Here is a 25,455-nt window from a genome sequence, read left to right as displayed (position 1 = left end):
TCTATGTATGAAACACAGACCTATGAGGTTCTGCTTGAACGTATGTTAGATCAAGTGTCTGATAAATTAGATAAGCGTGAAGGCAGTATTATCTATGATGCATTAGCACCTGCTGCGATTGAGTTAGCCCAGATGTATGCAGAATTAGACATACAAATGAATTTGTCTTTTGCAGATACAGCAAGTGGTGAATACTTGGAGAGACGTACAGCAGAATATGGAATCAAGCGTCAAGCTGCTACGTATGCTGTACGTAAAGGTTTGTTTTTTAAAGGAGACGGTAGCAAAGTAGATGTTGCTATTGGTATTCGTTTGGCAAGTGGAGATTTAATTTATGTGGTTAGTCAAAAACTTGCATTAGGTGAATATGCATTAACTTGTGAAACAGCGGGTGAAGCAGGGAACTCGCCTTCTGGCACACTTTTACCATTAGACTATATTCAAGGTCTTGCTGTAGCAGAGTTAGGAGAAGTCCTTGTACCTGGTGAAGACATCGAAAATGATGAAACGTTACGTGCTCGATATTTACAGGCGATCAATGAGCAACCGTTTGGAGGTAATATCTCAGATTATAAGAAAGAAATTAATGAAATTGAAGGTGTAGGTGGAGTAAAAGTATTTCCAGTATGGCAAGGTGGAGGTACAGTAAAATGTACAATTATAGCAAGTAATGGTCGTGCGCCTTCTACAGAACTGTTACATCGTGTTCAGACTATTATTGATCCTACTGTAAATCAAGGAGTTGGGATTGGAATTGCTCCTATTGGCCATCGAGTGACTATTAATGGAGTAGAGGAAATTCCCATTACTATTAGTACACGTCTAGTACTTGAGGCTGGAACAACAATAGGACAGATTGAAGCGGATCTCAATGATACTCTATCTGCATATATCAAGGAATTGACAACATCTTGGAAAAATGTAGAACAAATTGTTATTCGTTTGAGTCAATTAGATGCACGTATTGTTAGTGTGCGAGGAATTGCAGATGTCAACAATACAAAAATTAATGGAAATGCGAATAATTTTACTCTTCAGCCAGAACAAATAGCAATTTGGGGAGGAGTCGATAAGCTTGAGTAAAAGGCTAATGCACTATGAGCCAGAATATTATCATCAAATTCGTGAGTTTATGGCTTTGTTAGATGTTGAAGAACCAGAATTAGATCTTTTAGAAGAGAGACGTATTCGCTTACTAGAAGATCAATTTGTTATGACCTCTAGTGAACGTTCTATTCGTCGTCGAGAGTTGCAATTACGCATTCAAGCTGATCCGACAAAAGAATCGTTAGATTTTCGGCGCCGTCGAATCATTAACCGTTATACAACTAAACCTCCTTTTACAATCCGTTATTTACAACAAAAGTTAGATCAATTGCTAGGTACAAATAAAGCTATTGCAACAGTAGATATTCAAAATTTTATTTTAAAAATCACTGCAAACCTTACAGATACATCGGTATTTAATGAAGTCAATTATACGGTTCAAAGTATCAAACCTGCTAACTTATTATATGTACAAGGGACTTCTTTGCAAGAGTCACTAATTTTAGAAGAAAAAGCTTATCGCTCAGTGACCACGCGTAATACTAAATTATCTACACGTTGGAAATTGGGAAGTACTCCGTTTGCCGAGCAAGGAGAGGAGATTCGAGTTATATGATTACAACTAAATATCTACAAGAAGTAGCTGCTTATACAGATCGACGTATTGCAAAAGTTACTCTTAACGAATCATATGATATTACAGCGTTTACAGTAAAAAAAGTATCGACTTCAACGATTGAACTTGAATATATGATCAAGTCTGCAGATATCAAAGCCGTGTCTTTATTACAACTCAAAGCTAGTAATGGAGATGTAATTAGTAGCAGTGAAGTGTATATTCCTGTTGTAGCAGATACGGTCATCAAACAATTTATCGAAGTGAAAGGAGCTTAAATATGGATTATCAGGCAAAAACAGACTGGTCTTATAACGATACTGTAACAGAACAAGATATGAATCGAATCGAAGCTGGTCTTGGCGATCTACATGAACGTTTGGATGTTGATTCCTATGAACAACTGACCTTAAAACCAGGTCTACAAATTGTAAATGCTAAAAAAAATTCACCTTTTCAATTAACAGGTTTAAAAGGTCGAACATTAATCAATTTACTTGGACGGACAGGTGGGATGGAAAGTTTAAATGGAATTTTTGTTCATAAAGGTAATATGGTTTTAGATTCAATTAATAAAACTTTAGGTGAAAATAGTCTTAAAGTTACAAGTGCAGCTCAATCAGAAGGGGATTCAGGTATAGCCTATATTCCAATCAATAATTTGAAATCTGGAAGTTATTATGTAGTCATTGCAGATGTTAAAAATGGTAATAATGCTAACGGAATTTATGTAGGATGGGGTGGAGGATTCGGTGGATCGTATACTTCTGCTACAATTGCTGGAAATCAATTTACTACAGTATGGAAAAAATTCAGTCCAACTACTGTATTATCAGGTAATATTGATCTTGCTGTACAATCTATTGCTGGAAAATATGGTTATTTCGATTCAGTACGTGTATATGAGCTAAATAGTGACGAATATAAATCAATTGATAATCTTACAGCAGATCAAGTTAATCAGTACTATCCTTATGTAGATAGTATTTCTCCTGTACGTAATCCATATGCTATTGCTTACGGTGAAAACTTGCTACCTGCTTTGCAAGAGCAAGAATGGAAAAATTCAGAAGGTACACCAGTCGTTAATAATCGTTATAGTGTAGATGTGAGTAATACTAATAAAATGATTCTTAGTTATATTGATGTTATACCTGGAGCTATATATACACTGTCTGCTATTTCTAGCGCTTCTACTGGGCGCATTTTTGTGTATAATATGAATGCTTCGGTACCCTTAGCAGATACTGTAGGAAACGGATTAATATCTGCAACATTTACAGTGCCATCAGGAGTAAATGTAGTTGAAGTAAGATTATTAGGTACAAGCCCAGCTACTGTAAACCTTTCTAATATTATGTTGAACACAGGTGGTAAAGCTAATTTATTTAAACCACGCGAAGATTCAATGTTAGCTCTACAAACAGATCTGTATGCTAATCCAGTCACAGGAGAAGATGCAGATGAAGTATTTGAAAGAGATGGTCAATACTTTCGATTGACTAAATGGAAAAAGCTATTATTAGATGAAAAACTAAATTGGCAACCTTTTGCTTCATTGGCAGGTATAAAAATTGTTAGAGTTGACGCATCTAATTTTAATACTATTTTTGATGATGCATCCACTTATTTTGCCACTAAATATGATGGGGCAATTTTAGATCATAAATTTTCTACTGATAGTAAAGATCAAGTACAGCTTAATACAACAAATGAAGGTAAACGTTTATTCATTTCTATTTCTGCAACTGATAGTGGTTGGGGTGATAACTATACTCCAACAAAAGACGAAATTAAAGCCTATTTTCTTGGATGGAGAATGTATGATAGTTCTGATAGTTCAGGTAATACTTCATATAATCGTACAGACGGAACTAAGAAAGCTTGGACAGTTCTTGCAAGTTATAATAATACCGATTATTCAGGCTCAGTTACAATTGTACCAAACACAAAACCTGAACTCATCAATATTGTCTATCGTCAAATCAGAGATGTTTCTCCTTATCAGTTAGTCTATAAGTTAAACCAACCTATTATTGAACCTATTACATCTGAAGGGCAAATTGATATTGTATTAGGTGATAATCAAGTTGAAGTTGGAGTTGGAATTGTTTTAAGAGAAATGGCTAAGCCGCAGATAACTGTTAATGCTTATTTTATAAATGCACCAGGGATTGTAAGTTCATATTTGAGAAATAAAGTTTCTAAATTTTTAGCTATTTATAAAAATAACCACCGTGATATTTGGGGTTGGGAGAATGTTAATATTACCGGCGCGCAAGCAGGATTAGATGCATATAAGTATGATGAGAATGCTGCGTACACTACCACATATATTATGCAGAAAAAATACCCTGTTCCTAATTTTAATGGTTATTGTGCAACAAATGAGAAATCATTGTTAAGTAATATGTTGGATATAGTTAATAAAAATACTACTCGTCTTTCTGTAGTTGAAAACAAAAAGGCAGATATCGAAAACTCTTCATGGATTCAGCCCACATTCCAAAGTAGTTGGTCTCCTTTTACAACAGGGTATACTAATGGTTACAAAAAAATTGCGGGTACAAATATGGTTGTTTTTCATTTCTGTTTATATGGAGGATTAACTTCTATTGGTACAGTATTTTTTAGATTCCCAGAAAATTATCGACCAAAGCAAAATGTTATTTTTACAGGATTTAGTCGAAATGGCGATAGCTCAGTTTTGGCAACTACAGCTTTTGAAATTCGTAGCACAGGATATGCGCTTGTTGGAACAGGAGTTCCACAAAACGGTGCGTATATGGTTAGTGGTATTTTTGAAGCTGAACAATAAAAGGAGGTTAATTCCATGAAAGCTGTACCCAAAGTAGATGCAACTGGTCTATATATTGAAGATGTTATTCAGGACGATGCCTTTAGTGGTATCGTCCCTTTTTATACCGATCCAACAGATACCGAATCTCCTGTAGTTAGTTATCTAATCGGAATTGCTGTTCCATCTGGACTGTATCATCCCAAGTGGGACTTGGACAATGAGCAATGGGTGGAAGGACTAACACAAGCAGAAATTGATGAATTGAAAAAATCATCGAATAATCAACCTACAACGGATATAACCCAAATCCAGCAAGAACTAACGAATACCCAACTGGCACTTACGGATACATTTGAAAAGTTAACTGCTTCTCAACAAGAGACCACGAATTTACAATTAGCGGTGGCTGACCTATATGAACAATTAGCTAGCATTACTTCTGATCAAGGAGGTGGCAAGTAATATGGCTGCGATTTATGTGAGTCTAATTCAAAAGGGTCTGAAAACAATAGAAGATGTGCCTACGTATCAAGGAATGCGTAATCAGGTGCAACAATTATTGGATAATGTAAAAGAAGCTTAAATCCAACTATAAATAAACCAAGTCTTCAAGCCTCCGGCACTTTGCCTGGAGGCTCTTTTTTAACCTAAATAGAGCACCATACTAAACAATAACAGGAGGAAAGGTCCATGGGTGGGGAGGTTGAAGCCATTGTCAAATCGGTATCGACTGGTGCGGGGGCCATGATCGGGTACTTTTTCGGGGAGTGGAGTGTAATGATCAATCTACTATTGATGCTTGTCATCGTCGATTGGGTAACAGGATGGGCAGCTGCATGGATTAATGGAGAGTTAAAAAGTCGGACAGGTTATAGAGGGATTGCTCGCAAAGTCGCTATCTTTGTGATGATCACGATCGCTCATTTTATCGATAAAGCGGTAGGGGATCTGCATTATTTTCAAGATGCTGTTATTTTTTTCTATTTAGCGAATGAGTTATTATCTGTGATCGAAAATATGGGGCGGATGGGGGTTCCTATGCCTAAAGTGTTACGTCATGCTGTCAAAATATTTGAATCGCACAGTGGAGAAGATGAACCGAATGAAGAGTCCAATTCTTCTTTGAATCGTTCTACACCTTCTTCGACAACCGTCACATCTACAACGACTAGACAGATTGAACCTGACCAAAATGGACATGTAGAGCCTGTCGATTCCCATAATAATCAATCTGACTCTTCCAATCCGACAGCAGACGATAAGCCAAAGCAAGATGAAGATACAACCGTTACCGACGAATTGTCTCCAATGACACAAGCGGAGCGAGATCAGCAATTTGTACGCAAAGAAAACACGTTGGAAAATTTTATTTTTCCAGAGTAATAGTATCTGCTCGCTACAATCTAGGTATTGATCTCAAACCAAATGTAATGCGATATCGGGCAAGATTTTCATACTATTTGTAAAGCAAACAGGTAAAACCAATAGCGTACTACATGCAAATCAAATCACAATATTTATCTACAAATAAAGCAGAAAGAAGGTGAATCGATGCAACCAAAAACAGCAGATGGTGCACAAGGAATTGATGTCTCACACTGGCAAGGCAATATCGATTGGAACAAAGTCAAAGCCGCAGGCAAACAGTATGCGTTTATCAAAGCGACTGAAGGCACGCGTAATAAAGATGTTCGTTTTATAGCCAATATCAAAGGCGCAAAAGCGGCTGGGTTGTTGGTAGGTGCTTACCATTTTTTGAATGCCACCAGTACAAGTATTGCCCAGCAAGAAGCTGCTCATTTTGTACAAAGACTGCAAGAAATTGGCGGAGCTAAAGCCTTAGATTTCCCACCTGTATTGGACTACGAAAATAATCCAAGCGGACTGAGTAAAAGCTCGATCAATGCGATTGCTAGAGCTTTTTTAGAAGAGGTGGAACGTCTAACTCATATTCAGCCTATGATTTACACAGGTAATGCATTTGCTGCTAATTTTGATAATTCACTGAGCAAGTATTCATTATGGATCGCAAGATACAGTAATACTCGTATTCCTGACGATTGTACTGCATGGCAATCATGGGATTTCTGGCAATACTCTGATTCTGGATATGTGAATGGGATCGGTGGCAATGTAGATCTCAATATTTATAAAGGTACATTAGCACAATTAATTTCTAGGTACACCAACAAGGAAGACCATGAACCGGTAGAGGAGGGAAAAGAACCAATGACCGCAGAAGAAAAAAAAGCTTTTCAAGCATTAGAAGCGACTGTAAAAGTACAAGCAGATCGTATTGCTGCATTAACAGATAGTCGTGATCTACTCAAAACCAGTATTACCAAAGTAGATACGCGTATCCAACGTATCGAGCAAACGCAAAAAATGGATATTCCTACATGGGCCAAAGAAGCTGTAGATCGCGCAGTATCTAGTGGTCTGATTCAAGCTGCAGAAGGCGGAAGTTATGACTTTTATCGTTTACTCACAGTGCTACACCGTAAAGGTCTGATATAAAAATCATCTTCGTACTAAAGAAAGTTCCAATCATGTCATAACGATAGCTAACTAAACAAAATAAAACGTAACACCAATAACTTTTTGGTGAAAAAGGAAGGAGTCGTAAAATGGAAGAATTAAATAATGTGTTAGCATTTGCCTCCACCTTGTCGCTGATTGTATTAGCACTTGTGCAAGCACTCAAAACAGCAGTAGCTATCCCTAAAAACCTAATTCCAGTGATCGGTATTGTGATCGGCGTAGGTATTGGAGCAGCCGCTTATCCGTTTACAGAATTGGGATTAGTTCCTCGTCTGTGGGCAGGTGGACTTGCTGGATTGTCTGCGACAGGATTATTTGAATTAGCTTTTAATCCAAAAGTAGGAACGAGCAAAAGCAATTAATATAGTAATATACAGACCGTATCATCGAATGAATAGGTGCATGAACAATAAAAAGAACATTTTTATATCACTGTATTGATAGATGAGTCAGCCCTATCTAATTTATGCTACAACCGTATATCTATATTGTTGAAGAGAGTAGCAGAGTCAAAGTCATTTGATAATTATTGAATACTTCTGCTGGTTGTATGATTTCTTAATGTTCTCAAATAAACAACAAAAAAAGGATCTGGAAAAATCCAGATCCTTTTACTTTTTGCATTGAAGATTATTAAAGTGTCTTAGGGTATACACTTTTTAGTTTACATATATATGCTGACTGGTAAAGTAGCTATACCCTTTTTTGATTTAAGAAGCTACTGTAGCTGTTGCCGCAGGTAGTTTGATCTTTTGACCAGGATAAATCCAGTGTGCATTGGTAAGATCGTTCAGATCGCGTAGAACTTTCCATGTTGTACCATGATCTACAGCGATTGAATACAACGTATCCCCAGCTTTAACTACATATACATCGCTTGCTGCCGGAACCGGTTTGGCAGGAGTTGGTTTAGCAGGCGTTGCAGGCTTAGTTGTAGAAGGCTTAGCAGGAACCGGTTTGGCAGGTGTTGCAGGCTTAGTTGTAGATGGTTTAGCAGGAACAGGCTTCACTGGAGTTGCAGGTGTTGTTGCTTCACCTGTACTTGATGCAGGAGTAGCTGCTTCTGCAATCCGTCCATCTGTTTGAATATTAACTTTGCCCAAAGATTGCATATACTCGATCAATGCTTCGTCTAAAGAACCATAGATACCTGTTTGTGCTTTGCCTTTGAACATCGTGTATTCGTCTCCACCTACAGCCATAAAGTCATTCGTTGCAAGACTATATGTTGCTTTTAGATCAAGTGGCTTGCCACCTACAGTTACAGAGTGGACACGTTTACCTTTTTCTTTCGCTGTATCGATTTTGTAAGTCATTCCAGATACTTGTGTAAATGCTCCTTTTTCGTTCGGGAAATCACTAGCGCCGTTGTTCAATGCCGCTAACAGTTCAGCACCAGTGACATTGATTGACACGATTAGATTACCAAAAGGAAGAACAGTGATAATATCACCTTTGGTTACTTTACCCGCAGCGATTGAAGCACGAATACCTCCGCCGTTAGTAATCGCTACATCTGTACCCGCTGTTTTGCGCATAGCATCTGTTAACAGATCACCCAAATTCGTTTCACCTGCACGAACTTTAGTACGCTCACCATCTAATTTGACAGAAGATTCAGCAACGGTTTCTTCAAGGATCGATTTTTGTGATTCTTGAATAGAATCTACAAGTGCCGCTACTTTAGGATCTGGAGTAACATTTGCTGCTGCTTTTTCGTCTAATACATAAGCTTGTTTTTTCGTGACTTTACCGCCGTCTACCCATAGATCGACAACACCCATATGTTCACCATATTCGCCTGTGCTTGCGATCAGGGTTCCATTTTCAGTTTGCCCGTTTTCAAGCAAAGTATGACTGTGACCATCGATAAATACATCGATACCCGGCACTTCTTTAACTACTTTCAAGCTTGTATCTGTGCTTGATTGATCCATACCCAAATGTCCCAAAGCCACAATAACATCTACTTTACCTTGTAATTCAGCTACCATTTTTTTAGCAGCTACCGCAGGATCGGTAAATTCAACATCGGTTACATTTTTAGGATTTGTTTTGTATGCAGTCTCAGGCGTTTCTAATCCGAAAATACCAATTTTGACTCCGTCTACTTCACGAATAATATAAGGCTCAAAAGGAGCTGTTCCATCTTTTTCAACAATATTAGAAGAAATAATAGGGAAGTTCGCCATTTTGGAAAGCTCTAGCAAACGATCATAACCATAATCAAATTCATGGTTACCTGGCTCCATTGCTGTATAGCCCATTAGATTCATCGTTTGAATAACACTTTCGCCTTTAACCAGTGTTGCAAAAGAAGTACCATGAATCTGATCTCCATCATCTAACAACAACGTATTCGGATTCGCTTCACGATACAAATTAGCGATTCCAGAAAGTTTGGCATAGCCCATATAAGGCGTAGCTTCTGTAGCATGAGCATGAACGTCGTTCGTATGTAAGAGAGTGATATGTGTTCCAGTACCAGCATCTTGTTTAGCCTGCTGAGTAATACCTTCTACCGTTAGTGTTGAAGGTGCGGCCGCAGATAGAACACTGGAAAAGCTCAAAGTTAGCAATGCTGACGCGGCAAATGATAAGACCGTTTTCTTTGTAAACATATAAATGAAATGCCCCCTTTTATTTGGTATTCTCCTTATTCTATCAGTTAATTGTTAACGGTGTCACTAGATTTGAACAAACTATTTGTAAAAAAGTATAAAGAAAAGTTAGTTAATATGACATTATATACATTTGTCCCAAAAAATATTGTTGTTATAGGTTTTTAAAATCAAAGTATATTGATAATTTGTAGAGAACTTATCGCTATATAAAAGAATTTAAATATAAATAAAACGCAATAATTCGATATTACTGTCGTTTGATGTAGCCTTTTGTAACAAATAAACGTTTTATGTGAAAAAACATTGCCAAACAAGTAACAATGATGTAGATTAAGTTCAACCTGTGGTCAATTCCAATTTTAGACATCATTCTCAAAATACATATACAAGAGAATATGCTGGAAAAAAGAATTGAGTACGTATCCATGATTTTCTAATTCAGAAGGGAGTTTGTTGCTTGTGAAAAAGGGATTATTGCTTATGTTTACGTTGATGCTTACATCTGTGTTATTGTTGGCGGGTTGTACAGGAAATAAACCATCTACAACAGAACCTGAAGCAAATGGAACAGGAGAAACCGCTGGTACTGGAGGCGGAACACTAATTGTAGGACGGGGTGGAGATTCAGCCGCACTTGATCCAGCAATCGTTACTGATGGAGAATCGCTCAAAATTGCCCAACAGGTTTTTGATACATTATTAGATTACAAAGAAGGAACGACTGAAGTTATGCCATCACTCGCAGAAAGTTGGACGATTTCAGACGATGCGTTAACGTATACATTTAAATTACGCGAAGGTGTCAAATTCCATGACGGTACCGATTTTAATGCCGATGCTGTTGTGTTTAACTTCAATCGCTGGAGTGACACTAAAAGTAAATACAAATTTGAAGGGGACTCCTTCGATTATTATGATTCCATGTTTGGACCGGAAGAAGATCGTGTTATTGCAAGCGTAACTGCAACTGATCCAACAACGGTTGTTTTCAAATTAAATAAACCACAAGCTCCTTTTCTACAAAATCTAGCAATGACTTGCTTCGGTATTGCGAGTCCAAAAGCAATCGAAGATGAAAAAGAAAATTTCAAATCCAATCCAGTCGGTACAGGCCCATTTGTATTTAAAGAATGGAAACGTAGCGATTCAATCACACTCGACAAAAATCCTAACTACTGGCAAGAAGGATTGCCAAAAATGGATCAAGTCATTATCCGCTCGATTCCCGATAACACTGCTCGTTACAATGCCCTTCAAAATGGCGAAATTGATATGATGGAAGATTTAAGTCCAGATGACTTAGCAAGCTTGGAAGCGAATCCAGCACTTCAAAAAATCAATCGTCCACCATTCAATGTTGCTTATCTAGGTTTCAATACAACCAAAAAACCATTTGATGATCCTAAAGTACGTGTAGCACTAAACTATGCTGTTGATAAAAAAGGTCTGATTGATGCGTTCTTCGCAGGCCAAGCAGAACCGGCAGTCAATCCAATTCCACCAACTTTATGGGGATATAACAAATCGGTTGAAGATTATCCGTATGATTTAGCAAAAGCGAAGCAATTACTTGCTGATGCAGGTTATCCGAATGGACTTGATCAAGAATTAACGTTCTATGCTATGCCTGTACCACGCCCTTACATGCCAGATGGACGTAAAGTAGCTGAAGTTATTCAAGCTAGCTTTGAACAAATTGGTGTCAAAGTAAAAATTGAATCTCCAGAATGGGCGACTTATTTGGAAGATTTGAAAAACGGTACTAAAGATGATCTGTTTATTATTGGTTGGACTGGTGATAATGGAGATCCTGACAATTTCTTCTATCCATTACTTGATAAAGATTCTATTGGTGGTAACAACTATAGTCAATACGATAGTGAAGAATTTCATGATCTAATTGTCAAAGCTCAGCAAGAAACCGATCAAGCAGAACGTAGTAAATTGTATGAACAAGCTCAAGTCATTGTGAAAAAAGATGCGCCGTGGGTTCCATTGGTACATTCTACGCCACTACTTGCAGCTAAAGCTGAATTGAAAGGGTATGTACCTTCACCAACCGGCTCAGAAGCATACACCAATGTCTACATCGAACAATAAAAGCATGGTAGGTGATCAGCATGGGCTCTTACATTTTAAAGCGTCTGATTGTACTCATTCCAGTATTACTAGGCATGACTATTATTGTATTTTCGATTATCCATGCGATTCCAGGTGATCCGGCAGATACGATTCTAGGGGAAAAAGCAACAGAACAGTCTAAGCAAGCTTTGCGTGAACAGTTAGGATTAGACCGTCCGTGGTTAGAACAGTATTTTGCTTATTTAGGTGATTTGCTGACAGGTGATTTAGGAAGTTCGATCCGTACAAAGGAGCCTATTTCGCAAGAAATAGGTCCTTACCTGGCGGCAACGATGGAATTAACAGTAGCTAGTATGCTGTTTGCGATAGTGATTGGTGTTAATGCAGGCATTATTAGCGCTTGGAGACACAATTCGTGGTTTGATTATATCTGTATGATTATTGCGCTAGTTGGCGTATCGATGCCTATTTTCTGGTTAGGATTAATGGAACAATGGATTTTCGCCAATAAACTGCATTGGTTGCCTTCGATTGGACGTGTGAATGTACGTGAACCGTTAGAAACAGTGACAGGGTTCTATGTGATTGATGCTATAATTTCAGGGCAAACTGCGCAACTATGGACAGTAATCAAACATCTTATTTTGCCTTCTATAGCATTAGGAACAATTCCGATGGCGGTTATAGCAAGAATGACACGTTCCAGTATGCTTGAAGTCATGCAGTCTGATTATATTCGTACCGCCAAAGCCAAAGGATTATCTCAATTTTATGTAGTATACCGGCATGGATTGAAAAATGCGTTTATTCCAGTCTTGACGGTTATTGGTCTACAGACAGGTGCACTTCTTGGTGGAGCTGTACTAACCGAGACGATTTTTGCTTGGCCAGGCGTAGGTAGATATATTTATGAAGCAATTAGCAATCGTGATTATCCGGTAATCCAATCAGGCATTTTAATTATTGCTATCATTTTTGTTGTTATTAATCTGCTGGTGGATCTGCTGTATGCTCTGTTTGATCCACGTATCCAGTACAAGTAAGAGGTGATCTGATGACACAAGCAACCCTGAATACCGGATCAGGAGGCAACGTCAAACATATAAAGTCTGGTCCCTGGCGTGATGGAATACGTTCATTTATGCGTAACAAAACAGCAGTGGTCGGATTAGCAATTGTCGTATTCTTCATTATACTGGCTTTACTTGCACCACTTATTTCGCCTTACGATTACAAAGCACAGGTATTGTCTGAACGTCTGCAAGCGCCATCAGCTACACACTGGTTTGGCACAGACGATCTAGGCAGAGATATTTTGACCCGTACATTATATGGAGCACGTATTTCTTTATGGGTTGGTTTTGTATCTGTAATTGGTTCTATTATTATCGGTACATTTTTGGGAATACTGGCAGGCTTTTATGGTCGCTGGGTAGATATGCTAATCTCGCGTGTATTTGATATCTTGTTAGCATTTCCAGCTATTCTGTTAGCGATAGCAATTGTAGCGATATTAGGGCCTTCTCTGCAAAATGCGCTGTATGCGATTGCAATCGTCAATATTCCAACCTATGGTCGATTGGTACGATCGCGTGTGCTTTCACTACGACAGGAAGAATTTATTACCGCCGCTCGGGCGACAGGTGTTCGAGATGTACGGATTTTGTTCCGACATATTTTGCCGAATAGCCTTACGCCGATTATTGTACAAGGAACATTAGGAGTAGCAACAGCGATTATAGAAGCAGCCGGACTAGGATTTCTAGGTATGGGAGCTCAACCACCTGAACCGGAATGGGGCAAAATGTTATCTGATTCGCGTCAGTTTATTCAGACCGCTCCGTGGACAGTGATTTTTCCAGGGGTATCGATCTTGCTCACTTCGCTTGGATTTAATCTAATGGGTGATGGATTACGAGATACATTTGATCCGCGGATGAAACGCTAACCTAGCTACTGTTTTGACAAAATGAAAAGAAGATATGCGAACCGATTGTAGGTCCGTATATCTTCTTTTTTGATATCCAATCCAAGAACGCTAAATTTTTTTCTTCTATATATACAGTAAATTTGTAACGTATATTTTTCAGTGTAAAATGGGTATAAATAGTTTACCATCTAGATAAGCATGTATTTGTGAAAATGCGTTACTTTGCGAAGTGAGCAAAAATGTGTATAATCGCTCCAACCATGTATAGACAATAGATATAGAGATATAGGAGAAACCATATGGAAAATAATTTAAAATCAATGCGTGAACATCGTCAATATGCAGAAGACAAACATGAAGCTTCACGCGAAGCGTATGAACGTGATTATTCGCGATTAATTCATTCACCAACTTTTCGTCGTTTACAAGGAAAATCACAGGTATTTGGAGCAGGAACCGGTGATTATTACCGTACACGATTAACGCATTCTTTGGAAGTGGCACAGATCGCAAGACAAGCAGCCAAAAGTCTACTCAGTCGTTATCCTGAAATCGATGAATCGGCTGCTAGCAATCCCGGTCTGATTATTCATCCTGAAGTTGTAGAATGTGCTTCGATTGCTCATGATTTCGGGCATCCGCCGTTTGGACATAAAGGAGAAGAAGTACTGGAAAGTATTTTAGAAAATTTAATTACCGAAAAAACGCAAAAAGCTTTAAAAGGCAAAAAAGTAACACCTGCTGAACGGGAAACTGTACGTCAGCAAATGCGAGAAAAATACGAACATTTTGAAGGCAATGCTCATAATTTTCGGTTGATTATGTTTTTGGAAAAACGTGAAAATTTGGATGGGCTGAATTTGTGCGATGCTGTTCTACTTGGTATCAACAAATATCCTTATACCGGAATTGTGAACAAAAAAGGGCTGTACCATCGGGAATGGCAATATATTAACCAGATTCGTCAGCAATGGCAAATTCCAGATCGTAAAATTACACTGGAAGCTCAATTGATGGATTTGTGTGATGATATCGCTTATTCTGCTCATGATTTAGAAGATGGGATCAAAGCAGGCAAGATCGAAGTGCATGAACATTTTATGCATGATCCATATACACACAAGTTAATTATCGAAAAAATCATGACACTTGAAGATCGCTTCTGGTTAGGATGGAGTCGTGAAAGTATAGCAGCTAAAGTAGATGAAGTCTTAACAGCATACTTGCGTATTTGGCGTGAAAAGTTGCCTGTTTGTGATCACGATTTCTCACGTACTCGTCGCGAAGTCAAAGCCTACTGGGTAAGTCATTTTGTGAGTCATCTCGGTGTGATTGATGATGGGAATTGGAAAAAGGTAACTTTTATCAATGATCAATCAGAAGATGAAGATTTGTTGCGAACAGTGAGTGTGCTCAAAAGTTTTGCATGGGTGACAATGATTCGTGATCTACGGGTTCAGCGATTGCAAAAACGCAGTGAATGGATTATTCGCCGCTTATGGGATGCTTTTCTTGATCAAGAATCGTCGGTTTCGATTATTCCTTCCGATTGGCTGCAACGATTTGAGCGTGATCAATTAAGCCCGAATCCGGTATGGACATGGGAGCGAATGGTCATTGATTATATTGCAGGAATGACCGACGCATTTGCTGAGAAAATATATAATGAATTATACGGACTCAAAGTGGGTTCGATTTACGATCTAGATTAAACATCATAGAAGAGGTGAAACCATGAAAGCATTACCGCTTGGCATTCTGGATATGTCACCTGTATTAGAAAGCGTATCGGTTGAAGAAGCATTACAACAATCGGTACGATTAGCGCAAATGGCAGAAGAACAAGGATATGAGCGATTCTGGTTATCAGAGCATCATGATATGCCAGGGCTTGCTTGTACAGCACCTGAAATATTGATCACTCATATCGGAGCGCATACATCAACTATTCGTCTAGGTTCTGGTGGTGTATTATTGCCTCATTATAGTGCACTCAAAATCGCAGAAACGTTTCGGATGTTATCTGCGTTATATCCAGGTCGAATCGATCTCGGGATAGGACGTGCACCCGGTGGATCTGCTCATGCCTCGATTGCACTAAGTGGCAATTATTTAGAACATGTTTCTCAGATGCCTGCCTTAATGCAAGATCTTACTCATTTGTTGCAAAATAAATATGAGATTGAAGGCGGAGCTGTTCATGCTAGACCTATTCCTGCACAAGAGCCAGAATGTTGGTTACTTGGCACCAATATCAAAAGTGCAGGTCTAGCTGCTGAATATGGAACAGGATATGTATTTGGTTACTTTATGAGCGATAATGATGGTCAGAAAGCGATCGAGCATTATCTGGAGCACTATCAAGCGACATCTTTACAGTCTCATCCTAAAGTCATGATGGCAATCTCTGTGATTTGCGCAGATACGCAAACAGAAGCAGAGCAGTTGTATGAGCAGTGGAAAAGTAATTCTCAAGCGCCGGGCGGAAGTACAGACGAAATTCCAGCTCCTATAGTAGCAAGCACCGAAACTATTATAGAGCAGTTACAACAATTACAGATTCAATATAAGACGGATGAACTACTGCTTATTTGTCCATTGAAAACGTATGATGAACGTATTCACGTATATCAAAAAATTGCAGAAGCCAATCAATCGGTATCTTCTATTTCTTTATTATAAAATACTAATAATTGGAAAATAGTAATAGTACACAAAAGGTAGACAAAGCTGAATAAATAATCGAATGATTGAATAAAGTGTACTTTTTTAGAACAAAAAAGACTCGTCCTTTTTATGGGAACGAGTCTTTTTATTGTTTTATTTAATATTTTTTACCATAATCAACTAGATTAATAGGAAGAGTTTGATCATTTTGATAAGCTTTCAAATTGGCTAGAAAAATATCCAATACACGTTCTGTATAATGTTCATTGCTACCAGCAATATGAGGGGTGATAATCACTTGATCCATGTTCCATAATGGATGATCTTCAGGTAAAGGTTCAGGGTCAAACACATCAAGCCCTGCTCCTGCAATTACTTGATCTTCTAAAGCTTGAACCAATGCATCGGTGTCCACTGTAGAACCACGTCCTACATTTATAAAAATAGCATTTTTCTTCATCACTGCAAAACGTTCTTGATTAAACAATTGCTTCGTCTCATCGGTCAATGGCAAAATATTCACCACATAATCTGCTTGAGCTAACGCATCATCTAATTGATCCATTGTATACATCTGTTCGATATATTCTGTTGCTTGGCCAGAACGACGAACACCGATCGTATGCATACCAAATGCTTGAGCAAGTCTTGCAGTCTCCTGTCCAATATTGCCAACACCGACAATAGCAATCGATTTTCCTTTTAGTTCGGTAAACGTTCCACTGGTATCCCATGTCTGCTGACTCTGATTACGAATCGCTTGATGAAAGTTACGAGAGAACGACAACATATATCCAAAAATTTGTTCTGAAATAGGAACGGTATGTACACCGTTAGCGCTGGTCAATTGGACTTGCTTATGACTCAACTTTTCTAAAGGCATATTATCTACGCCTGCTGACCAGGTTTGAACCCATTTAACTGGACAGTCTTCTGCAAGAATATAATCGGCTAGCTTTTTAGACCAGCCTACAATAATTTCGGCATCCTGAAAAAGCGAAGCATCTGCTTGTTTGGCAGGAACAGCTTTCAACTCATAATGGGGAGCTGCCTTTTGAATCTGTTGTTTTTGAGCTTCATCTAGTTCTTGTAGAAATACAATGGTAGACATGTTGTTCCCTCCTTGAGTAGTAAAGCTTGAATAGTTATTTCTTTTTTAAATGATATCAAATAATAACCCGCACACCAAATTAGAAGCAGTAGAGGAATGTAGTGTTTTGCAGATTTAGATCAATTGGTGTATACTAAGTGGAAGTAATGATAGAACGTGTGTTCGTTAAAAAGTGTTTGAAGTAGAAGGAGGTTATATGGATCATGGGTACACAAGCAGGACAAGAGCGTGTTTTTGTTGCTTTGCGGATAGGTCAAGCAGCGGCAGAATCTTTAAGTGATTGGAGCGCTTCACTACATGAGAAATATAATTTTCGCAAATGGACACATGCAGAGGATTTACATATCACTATTCAGTTTTTAGGTGATGTATGGGTAGAACAACTACCTCTATTGCAACATGCTATTGCTCAGGTAGCAGCACAGACTCCACCGTTTGCTTTACAGGTGGGATCGTTAGATACGTTTGGTCTGATCGAAGCACCGAGAGTATGGTGGGTACATCCTGAAGGTGATCTTCAATCATTGTATATTCTTCAGCATCAGATAGGACAAGCTTGTACAGATTTGGGATATGTACCGGAAGATCGTCCATATCGTCCACATATCACCATCGCTCGCAAATATAAAGGTGAAATTCCTTTTTCAGAGCTGGATCATACATTTCAGTTGCCACCTGTTGGATGGCAAGTCACCGAGATGGTATTGTGCAAAATACGAGTAGGACAGCAGCCTTCATATGAGAATATTGCTACTTTTCCTTTTGGAAAAGAGTAACCTATGCCTAATATTGGCTTTTTGTCAATTTGACAAAAGATAAGTAACTATACTACTATACGTTCTGCTGCAATTTTGTAATTGAAGGCGGGATGGAAACTGAATTTTCGTTCGTAAGAAAATTCAAATTAGATTAGTAACTTCGGCTTGTAATCGCATATTTGATTGAATCATAAATTGAAAAAATGATTCAAAATTTGAATGTTGGTGTATTCAAATGAAATCGGATAGGTTACATAGAGGATGGAGTAAGCTAACAATATTGGAGGAAAAAAATGGAGTTTATTAAACGCAACCAATGGATTACGCCTTTGCTAGGCGTGCTTTTTATATTTGTAATGTCTATGCCTTTCTGGATGGATAACCGTACAACCAAAGAAGAATCTTTTACTCAATTGCCTATATGGGGAACTAAGCCTGTAGTAGCGTCTGCTTCTCCGCTTGAAGCAAGGACAAGTCTAAGTTTTGTCACCTGGAATAATACACATACCAAAAAAGTGATTAAACAAGTCAAAGCAGAAACAACAGCAGCACAGATCAAAGCTCTTAAAGCTAAAAAATTAGCCAAACAAGCAAAATTGAAAGCAGCGAACGCGCGTTCAGCCAAAGCGAAAGTATCGTCTGGTATTGTAACAGCAAGTTCGTCTATTCATGATTCAACTCCAACCCACTTATACTTTACTCGGACCGAGCTACTTAACCAGAAGGAGAAATCCGAAGCAACCTGGACCTACGCAATGTCTAGTAAAGATCGGCTACTGTTAGAACGTATCGTTATGGCAGAAGCTGAAGGCGAACCGTACGAAGGCAAAGTGGCAGTTGCCAACGTTGTCTTAAACCGGCTACGGTCAGCTAATTTTCCCAAAACTATCAAAGATGTAATTTATCAAAGATACCAGTTTTCGCCTGTAAACAACGGTAGATTTGATCGTGTTAAGCCTAATGCTGAGTCTGTTCAAGCAGTAAGTGCAGCTCTATCCGGTCATAAAGAAGTGCCTGATAATACGTACTATTTTGTGTCCTTGTCTTTGGCGACAGATGATACGATAGAACGTACGCGTACCAAAGTTGTGCAAATTGGACACCATACTTTTTTTAAATAAAACCACGAAATTGGCTGGTTTGTTTTAGTTTGCTGTTTTCTAGTTTATAAGAAGTAGAGGAATTATACTTTCGTTGGTGAGCATGCTAAACTCAATGCGGAGTATATTAATTTATTTCGGAGGTGCATTTATTTATGAAAATCACATATTATGGCCAGTCTTGCTTGCTGGTTGAACAAGATGGGAAATCAGTTATTATTGATCCTTTCCTTTCAGGAAATCCACATGTAAATGTTGCTCCAAAAGATATTAAAGTAGACGCTGTTATTTTAACGCATGGTCATGCTGATCATTTTGGAGATACGGTAGAAATCGCTAATAATAACAATTGCCCTGTGATTGCAGTCGTAGAATTGGCTCAATATACAGCAGGTAAGGGTGTTGAAAATACAGTAGGAATGAACCTCGGTGGTAGCAAGCAATTCGACGGGTTCAAAGTGAAGTACACGCTAGCATTCCATTCTTCATCGATTGAAGAAAATGGTCAAAATATTTATCTGGGAGAGCCTGCGGGTATTCTGTTAACGATGGGTGATAAGACGTTATATCATGCAGGAGACACAGCGCTATTTGGAGATATGAAATTAATCGGTGAATTGAATACGATCGATATCGCTGCATTGCCAATCGGAGATTTCTTTACGATGGGGCCTGATGATGCATTGATTGCAGCAAAATGGATCAAAGCTAATCAAGTCATTCCTGTTCACTACAATACATTCCCGCCTATCGAACAAGATGCAGAAGCATTTGCAAAAGAGTTAGAGCGTGAGGGCATCAAAGGTTTGCCATTAGCAATCGGTGAAAGTGTAGAGATCTAATTCTGTTCAGCAGATTCACTTTGTAATAAAAGAATAAATCTTTAGATAAATAGTACAAAGCAGTATCCAAATTAAAAGCCTACCTTTACTATAAAAGGGTAGGCTTTATTTATTTGCAGCAATAACGATAAAATATATAGATAAAAAGTATGTATTAATTATTAATTTTAATGTATAATAATACACTATATTGCTAAGAAGTTAATGCGATACGTTATTGCACTAATGCTTTGACGCAAAATAATATTTTATCAGAACTATAAAAATTTTGAATTGCCACGATGTCAGGTCAGTGTTAAAATGAGATAACTAATCCAGGGTAAAAGCAAATGCTTATGCTACGTATAATCTCTACTAACAGAGATTCGGATAATTATACTTCTACTATTCATTTCTAATATTATATTCAGATAGGCTGCTTCCAACCATCTGTATCGTTATTTACGTATGCAGGTCGTGATGATTGGAAGAGCAGCCTGTTTTGTTATACCCTATCCTTTGAAATTGCGATATTCACTGTCGTCCTCGTAGTGCCGTCCACTGGCTGTTCTCTTGACATCTCACTTCATAATAGAAAGGTTGCGTATTATGAACATTACTGGTTTGCCTCCAAAACAGGGGCTTTATGATCCTCAATTTGAAAAAGATGCTTGTGGTATGGGTTTTACTGCACACATCAAAGGAACACCTAGTCATCAGATCGTTAGCCAGGCGCTAACAATGCTTGAAAACATGGAGCATCGTGGCGGTCAGGGTAGCGAGCCAAATTCCGGTGACGGAGCCGGTATTATGGTGCAGATTCCTCATCGTTTTTTTGTTAAAGAAGCAAAAGCACTTGATTTTGAATTGCCTGAAAAAGGTCAGTACGGTGTAGCGATGGTGTTCCTCTCCCGTGATGAAGAACTACGTAACCGTCATGAAGACATGCTGAAAGATATTATTGCGCAAGAAGGACAAGTTCTTCTTGGTGTGCGTACTGTACCTACAGATGACAGTACACTTGGCAAATCGGCAAAAGATGCGAAGCCAGTCGTTCGCCAATTTTTTATTGGACGTAGCTCAGAGTTACAAGCTCAAGATGAATTATCGTTTGAACGTAAATTATATGTGATTCGCCGTTTAGCAGAACGTCATATTCGCTTTGCGAGTGAACCGGGTGGAGAAACATTCTATATCCCGAGTTTGTCTTGTCGCAAAGTGGTATACAAAGGCATGTTAACAACGATTCAAGTAGGCGAGTTTTATTTGGATCTACGCAATGAAGAGTTTGAATCTGTTATGGCATTGGTTCACTCTCGCTTTAGTACAAATACATTCCCAAGCTGGGATCGTGCTCACCCTTATCGCTTTATGATTCACAATGGTGAGATTAATACGATGCGCGGAAATGTAAACTGGATGCATGCTCGTCAATCGCTCTTCGAAAGCGAAGTATTCGGTGATGATATCGATAAAATTCGCCCTGTTATCAATCCAGATGGATCAGATACAGCGATGTTTGATAATACATTAGAGTTCTTATATTTGAATGGACGCTCATTGCCACATGTCGCTATGATGATGGTTCCTGAACCGTGGAGTAACCATGACAGCATGGATGCGAAGAAAAAAGCATTTTATGAATATCATAGTTGTCTTATGGAACCTTGGGATGGACCGGCAGCGATGGCATTTACCGATGGGATTCAGATCGGAGCAACACTTGACCGTAACGGTCTACGTCCAGCGCGTTATTATGTGACCAAAGATGATCGTATTATTTTGTCTTCTGAAGTCGGTGTACTGGATATTCCAGCAGAAGATATTCTGTATAAAGACCGTCTGCGTCCAGGACGTATGTTGCTTGTAGATACAGCAGAAGGACGCATTATTTCAGACGAAGAAATCAAAGATAAAATTGCTTCTGAGCAACCGTACGGCGAGTGGCTTGAAGAGCATTTGATGAATCTGGACGAGATTCCAGATGCACCGGAAGCGATTCAACCGGATCATAGTAATATTGAACAATTGCAATTATCGTTTGGTTATACATTTGAAGAATTGCGTAAAGTGCTAGAGCCTATGGCATCTACAGGTGCTGAAGCGATCGGTTCGATGGGATATGATGCACCGCTTGCGGTACTGTCTGATCGTCCGCAACGACTATTCAATTATTTCAAGCAGATGTTTGCACAGGTAACCAATCCGCCGATCGATTCGATTCGTGAAGAGATTGTAACGTCAACAGCAACATCAATTGGCCCTGAGCGTAATCTACTAGATCCACAACCGGAAAGTTGTCGTCAGATTATTTTGAATACACCGGTATTGTCGAACGAAGATTTTGCCAAAATCCGTCATGTTCGCCGTCCTGGATTCAAAGCGATGACGATTCCTATTTTCTATACAGCAGCAGAAGGCGCAGAAGGATTACGCAAAGCATTAGACAATCTATGTGCAGCAGCAGATCGTGTTATTCGTAAAGGTCATAATTTCTTGATTCTTTCCGATCGTGGTGTAGATAAAGAAAATGCAGCGATTCCTTCCTTGCTTGCAGTCGCTTGCTTGCATCACCATTTGATTCGTCAAGGAACAAGAACAAAAGTTAGTTTGTTGCTTGAATCTGGCGAACCTCGTGATGTGCATCATTTTGCATTGTTGTTAGGTTACGGAATTAGTGCGGTCAATCCATATCTGGTGTTTGAATCATTGCAAGATATGATCAAACAAGGATTGTTACGCGGTATTTCACACGAGAAAGCTGTGAAAAACTATGTTAAAGGTGTTACCAAAGGGGTCACTAAAATCCTTTCTAAAATGGGGATTTCGACTATTCAATCTTATCGTGGCGCACAGATTTTTGAAGCTGTAGGATTGAAGCAAGACTTTGTAGATCAATACTTTACATGGACAGCTTCACGTATAGGCGGTATCGGTCTGGAAGAAGTAGCCGCAGAAAGTCTGTCTCAGCATAACCGGGCATTTACAGACAAAGACGGCAACGATAAAGTACTGGATTCCGGTGGTGACTATCAATGGCGTAATGATGGAGAAAAGCATTTATTTAATCCGCAAACGATCCATTTGTTACAACATGCAGTCCGTACTGGCGATTATAAATTGTACAAAAAATATGCAGCACTAGTTGAAGGCGAGAATGAACAACGTCTGACACTTCGTTCGATGCTCAAATTCAAACCAAATGGCGCACCTATTCCTTTGGAAGAAGTAGAGCCATTGGAATCGATCTTCAAACGCTTCAAAACAGGCGCAATGTCATTTGGTTCGATCAGTCAAGAAGCGCATGAAAGTCTAGCTATCGCGATGAACCGTATCGGTGGTAAAAGTAATACCGGTGAAGGTGGCGAAGATCCTGCTCGTTTTGTACCGGATGCCAACGGAGATTCACGTCGTAGTGCAATCAAACAGGTAGCATCTGGACGATTTGGTGTTACATCGAATTATCTGGTCAATGCTGATGAAATTCAGATCAAAATGGCGCAAGGTGCGAAGCCGGGTGAAGGTGGACAGTTGCCAGGTCGTAAAGTATATCCGTGGGTAGCAGAAGTTCGTGGTTCTACACCGGGTGTAGGTCTGATTTCGCCACCACCGCATCATGATATTTATTCGATTGAAGATCTAGCTGAGCTGATCTATGATCTCAAAAATTCAAACCCACGCGCAGATATCAATGTAAAATTGGTCGCTGAAGTAGGGGTAGGTACGATCGCAGCAGGTGTTGCTAAAGGTCGTGCAGATATTATTTTGGTTAGTGGTTATGATGGCGGTACAGGTGCATCTCCGCAAGGATCTATTCGTCATGCAGGCTTGCCGTGGGAACTGGGTCTAGCTGAAACACAGCAAACATTGATTATGAACAATCTTCGTGACCGTGTTGTGTTGGAGACAGATGGTAAAATGCTAAGCGGACGTGATCTAGCTGTAGCTGCTTTATTAGGTGCAGAAGAATATGGTTTCTCTACAGCACCACTTGTAGCATTAGGCTGTATTATGATGCGTGTCTGTCAGATGGATACTTGTCCTGTAGGTGTAGCGACACAGAATCCAGAACTTCGTAAAAACTTTACAGGTGATCCTGATCATGTTGTAAACTTTATGAAATTCGTAGCTGAAGATTTCCGCGAAATTATGGCTGAACTTGGATTCCGTACCGTTCAAGAAATGGTTGGACGTATGGATTGTCTAGATGCTGTAGATGCGGCAGAACACTGGAAGAAAAAAGGTCTGGATCTATCTGTATTGCTACATGAGCCTAAGCTTGCAGAAGGTAGTGAGCGTTACAGAATCCAAAGACAGAATCATCAATTGGAAGAGACGCTGGATATGCAACAATTGGTTCCACTAGCAGCTCCAGCTCTTGAAAATGGTACTTCTGTTGAAGCTGACCTTGCGATCTGTAACGTGAACCGGGCGACAGGTACGATTTTGGGTAGTGAGATCACACGCAAATATGGCGCAGCAGGTTTGCCGGAAGATACAATCACTTTTAACTTCAAAGGATCAGCAGGCCAAAGCTTTGGTGCATTTGTTCCTAAAGGAATGACACTCAAAGTCGAAGGCGATTGTAATGACTATGTAGGTAAAGGATTGTCTGGTGGTAAATTAGTCGTTCGTCCAGATGCCAAAGCTACATTCGTAGCGGAAGATAATATTATTATCGGAAATACGGCTCTATATGGCGCTACAAGCGGTGAAGCGTATATTAGTGGTATCGCTGGTGAGCGGTTCGCTGTACGTAACTCTGGCGCTAATGTAGTCGTTGAAGGCGTAGGAGATCATGGTTGTGAATATATGACCGGGGGACGGGTTGTTGTATTAGGTAGTACAGGACGTAACTTTGCAGCAGGGATGTCTGGTGGTATTGCGTATGTGCTTGATCCAGATCGTAGCTTTGTAGAGCGTTGCAATCTTGAAATGGTTCTACTGGAATCGATTGAAGAAGCGGCTGAACTGGAAGAAGTACGATCTCTGATCGAACGTCATGTGGAGTATACGGGTAGTCAAGCAGGGCAGCGTGTATTGCAAGACTGGAATCAACAATCTCAAGACTTTGTACGTGTTATCCCTAAAGACTACAAACGGATGACCGAGCAAATTCAAAAAGTTCACGATACAGGTCTAACAGGCGAAGCAGCATTACTTGCAGCCTTTGAAGCCAATATGCGTGAACTGGCACGTTCCGGTGCGTAATATGTTAGCATCGTTGGGATGGTTATTAGCTCTTTTCGATTTTATAGAATAGAAAAGGATTATAGCATCTCAAGTTATCTTTATCTCAATAACCTATTGAAGAACCTGTTGTTACTGGAATGATCCAGTCAACAGGTTCTTTTTTTA

At 39.2% G+C, this 25,455-nt stretch carries 19 protein-coding genes and 1 pseudogene; 18 read left to right on the top strand and 2 right to left on the bottom strand.

Going from position 1 to position 25,455, the window contains the following annotated elements:
- Positions 1-3 precede the first annotated feature (3 nt).
- The 9 genes and pseudogenes from ACFSGI_RS16410 (at position 4) to ACFSGI_RS16370 (ending at position 7,366) form a co-directional block, all read left to right on the top strand.
- Positions 4-1,083 (top strand): baseplate J/gp47 family protein, encoded by a 1,080-nt coding sequence (locus tag ACFSGI_RS16410; RefSeq protein WP_204825274.1) that lies wholly within the window; start codon positions 4-6, stop codon positions 1,081-1,083.
- Complete coding sequence (locus tag ACFSGI_RS16405; RefSeq protein ID WP_204825273.1) at positions 1,076-1,663, top strand: putative phage tail protein; 588 nt, start codon at positions 1,076-1,078, stop codon at positions 1,661-1,663. Before ACFSGI_RS16410 ends, ACFSGI_RS16405 begins: the two co-directional genes overlap by 8 nt.
- Entirely contained in the window at positions 1,660-1,941 is a 282-nt protein-coding gene (locus tag ACFSGI_RS16400; RefSeq protein ID WP_204825272.1) for a ketopantoate hydroxymethyltransferase, read from the top strand. The genes ACFSGI_RS16405 and ACFSGI_RS16400 overlap by 4 nt, the downstream gene beginning before the upstream one ends.
- Positions 1,942-1,943: 2 nt before the next feature.
- Entirely contained in the window at positions 1,944-4,481 is a 2,538-nt protein-coding gene (locus ACFSGI_RS16395) for a hypothetical protein (protein ID WP_204825271.1), read from the top strand.
- 15 nt (positions 4,482-4,496) lie between these two features.
- A complete protein-coding gene (locus ACFSGI_RS16390; protein ID WP_204825270.1) occupies positions 4,497-4,925 on the top strand; it encodes a hypothetical protein in 429 nt (142 codons plus the stop codon).
- Between the two features lies 1 nt (position 4,926).
- Complete coding sequence (locus tag ACFSGI_RS16385; protein ID WP_274170676.1) at positions 4,927-5,046, top strand: CD1375 family protein; 120 nt, start codon at positions 4,927-4,929, stop codon at positions 5,044-5,046.
- 107 nt (positions 5,047-5,153) lie between these two features.
- Positions 5,154-5,582: pseudogene (locus ACFSGI_RS16380) on the top strand (phage holin family protein); the annotation flags it as partial.
- 432 nt (positions 5,583-6,014) lie between these two features.
- Positions 6,015-6,980 carry a glycoside hydrolase family 25 protein gene (locus ACFSGI_RS16375; RefSeq protein WP_204825268.1) on the top strand — a complete coding sequence of 322 codons (966 nt, stop codon included), beginning with the start codon at positions 6,015-6,017 and terminating at the stop codon, positions 6,978-6,980.
- A gap of 110 nt (positions 6,981-7,090) precedes the next feature.
- The gene (locus ACFSGI_RS16370; protein WP_204825267.1) at positions 7,091-7,366 is read left to right on the top strand and encodes a holin; all 276 of its coding nucleotides are present in this window, start codon (positions 7,091-7,093) and stop codon (positions 7,364-7,366) included.
- 348 nt (positions 7,367-7,714) lie between these two features.
- On the opposite strand, the gene ACFSGI_RS16365 is transcribed toward ACFSGI_RS16370, so the two are convergent.
- A complete protein-coding gene (locus tag ACFSGI_RS16365; RefSeq protein ID WP_204825266.1) occupies positions 7,715-9,625 on the bottom strand; it encodes a 5'-nucleotidase C-terminal domain-containing protein in 1,911 nt (636 codons plus the stop codon).
- Between the two features lie 483 nt (positions 9,626-10,108).
- On the opposite strand from ACFSGI_RS16365, the gene ACFSGI_RS16360 reads away from it, so the two are divergent.
- From ACFSGI_RS16360 to ACFSGI_RS16340, 5 genes are all read left to right on the top strand, one after another.
- Positions 10,109-11,728: an ABC transporter substrate-binding protein gene (locus tag ACFSGI_RS16360; RefSeq protein WP_204825697.1), complete on the top strand. Its 1,620-nt coding sequence runs from the start codon at positions 10,109-10,111 to the stop codon at positions 11,726-11,728.
- A gap of 20 nt (positions 11,729-11,748) precedes the next feature.
- A complete protein-coding gene (locus ACFSGI_RS16355) occupies positions 11,749-12,753 on the top strand; it encodes an ABC transporter permease (RefSeq protein ID WP_204825265.1) in 1,005 nt (334 codons plus the stop codon).
- An 11-nt stretch (positions 12,754-12,764) separates the two neighbouring features.
- The gene (locus tag ACFSGI_RS16350; RefSeq protein WP_204825264.1) at positions 12,765-13,658 is read left to right on the top strand and encodes an ABC transporter permease; all 894 of its coding nucleotides are present in this window, start codon (positions 12,765-12,767) and stop codon (positions 13,656-13,658) included.
- A 281-nt stretch (positions 13,659-13,939) separates the two neighbouring features.
- Positions 13,940-15,352 carry a deoxyguanosinetriphosphate triphosphohydrolase family protein gene (locus ACFSGI_RS16345; protein ID WP_204825263.1) on the top strand — a complete coding sequence of 471 codons (1,413 nt, stop codon included), beginning with the start codon at positions 13,940-13,942 and terminating at the stop codon, positions 15,350-15,352.
- Positions 15,353-15,374: 22 nt separating this feature from the next.
- On the top strand, positions 15,375-16,322 hold the full coding sequence (locus tag ACFSGI_RS16340; RefSeq protein ID WP_204825262.1) for an MsnO8 family LLM class oxidoreductase: 948 nt from the start codon (positions 15,375-15,377) through the stop codon (positions 16,320-16,322).
- 142 nt (positions 16,323-16,464) lie between these two features.
- Here ACFSGI_RS16340 and ACFSGI_RS16335 read toward each other — a convergent pair whose 3' ends face one another.
- The gene (locus ACFSGI_RS16335) at positions 16,465-17,418 is read right to left on the bottom strand and encodes a D-2-hydroxyacid dehydrogenase (RefSeq protein WP_204825260.1); all 954 of its coding nucleotides are present in this window, start codon (positions 17,416-17,418) and stop codon (positions 16,465-16,467) included.
- Between the two features lie 203 nt (positions 17,419-17,621).
- Here ACFSGI_RS16335 and thpR point away from each other — a divergent pair, with 203 nt between their 5' ends.
- The 4 genes from thpR (at position 17,622) to gltB (ending at position 25,308) form a co-directional block, all read left to right on the top strand.
- Positions 17,622-18,194: an RNA 2',3'-cyclic phosphodiesterase gene (gene thpR, locus ACFSGI_RS16330; protein ID WP_204825259.1), complete on the top strand. Its 573-nt coding sequence runs from the start codon at positions 17,622-17,624 to the stop codon at positions 18,192-18,194.
- 275 nt (positions 18,195-18,469) lie between these two features.
- Positions 18,470-19,297 carry a cell wall hydrolase gene (locus ACFSGI_RS16325; protein WP_204825258.1) on the top strand — a complete coding sequence of 276 codons (828 nt, stop codon included), beginning with the start codon at positions 18,470-18,472 and terminating at the stop codon, positions 19,295-19,297.
- A 134-nt stretch (positions 19,298-19,431) separates the two neighbouring features.
- Positions 19,432-20,118: a metal-dependent hydrolase gene (locus ACFSGI_RS16320; RefSeq protein WP_204825257.1), complete on the top strand. Its 687-nt coding sequence runs from the start codon at positions 19,432-19,434 to the stop codon at positions 20,116-20,118.
- Between the two features lie 588 nt (positions 20,119-20,706).
- Positions 20,707-25,308, top strand: coding sequence for a glutamate synthase large subunit (gene gltB / locus ACFSGI_RS16315; RefSeq protein ID WP_204825256.1), 4,602 nt, complete (start codon positions 20,707-20,709; stop codon positions 25,306-25,308).
- Positions 25,309-25,455: the final 147 nt, after the last annotated feature.

It is taken from the genome of Paenibacillus nicotianae, from assembly GCF_042681745.1.
Taxonomy (GTDB): domain Bacteria; phylum Bacillota; class Bacilli; order Paenibacillales; family Paenibacillaceae; genus Saccharibacillus; species Saccharibacillus nicotianae.
This window is presented reverse-complemented; position numbering and strand designations above follow the sequence as displayed.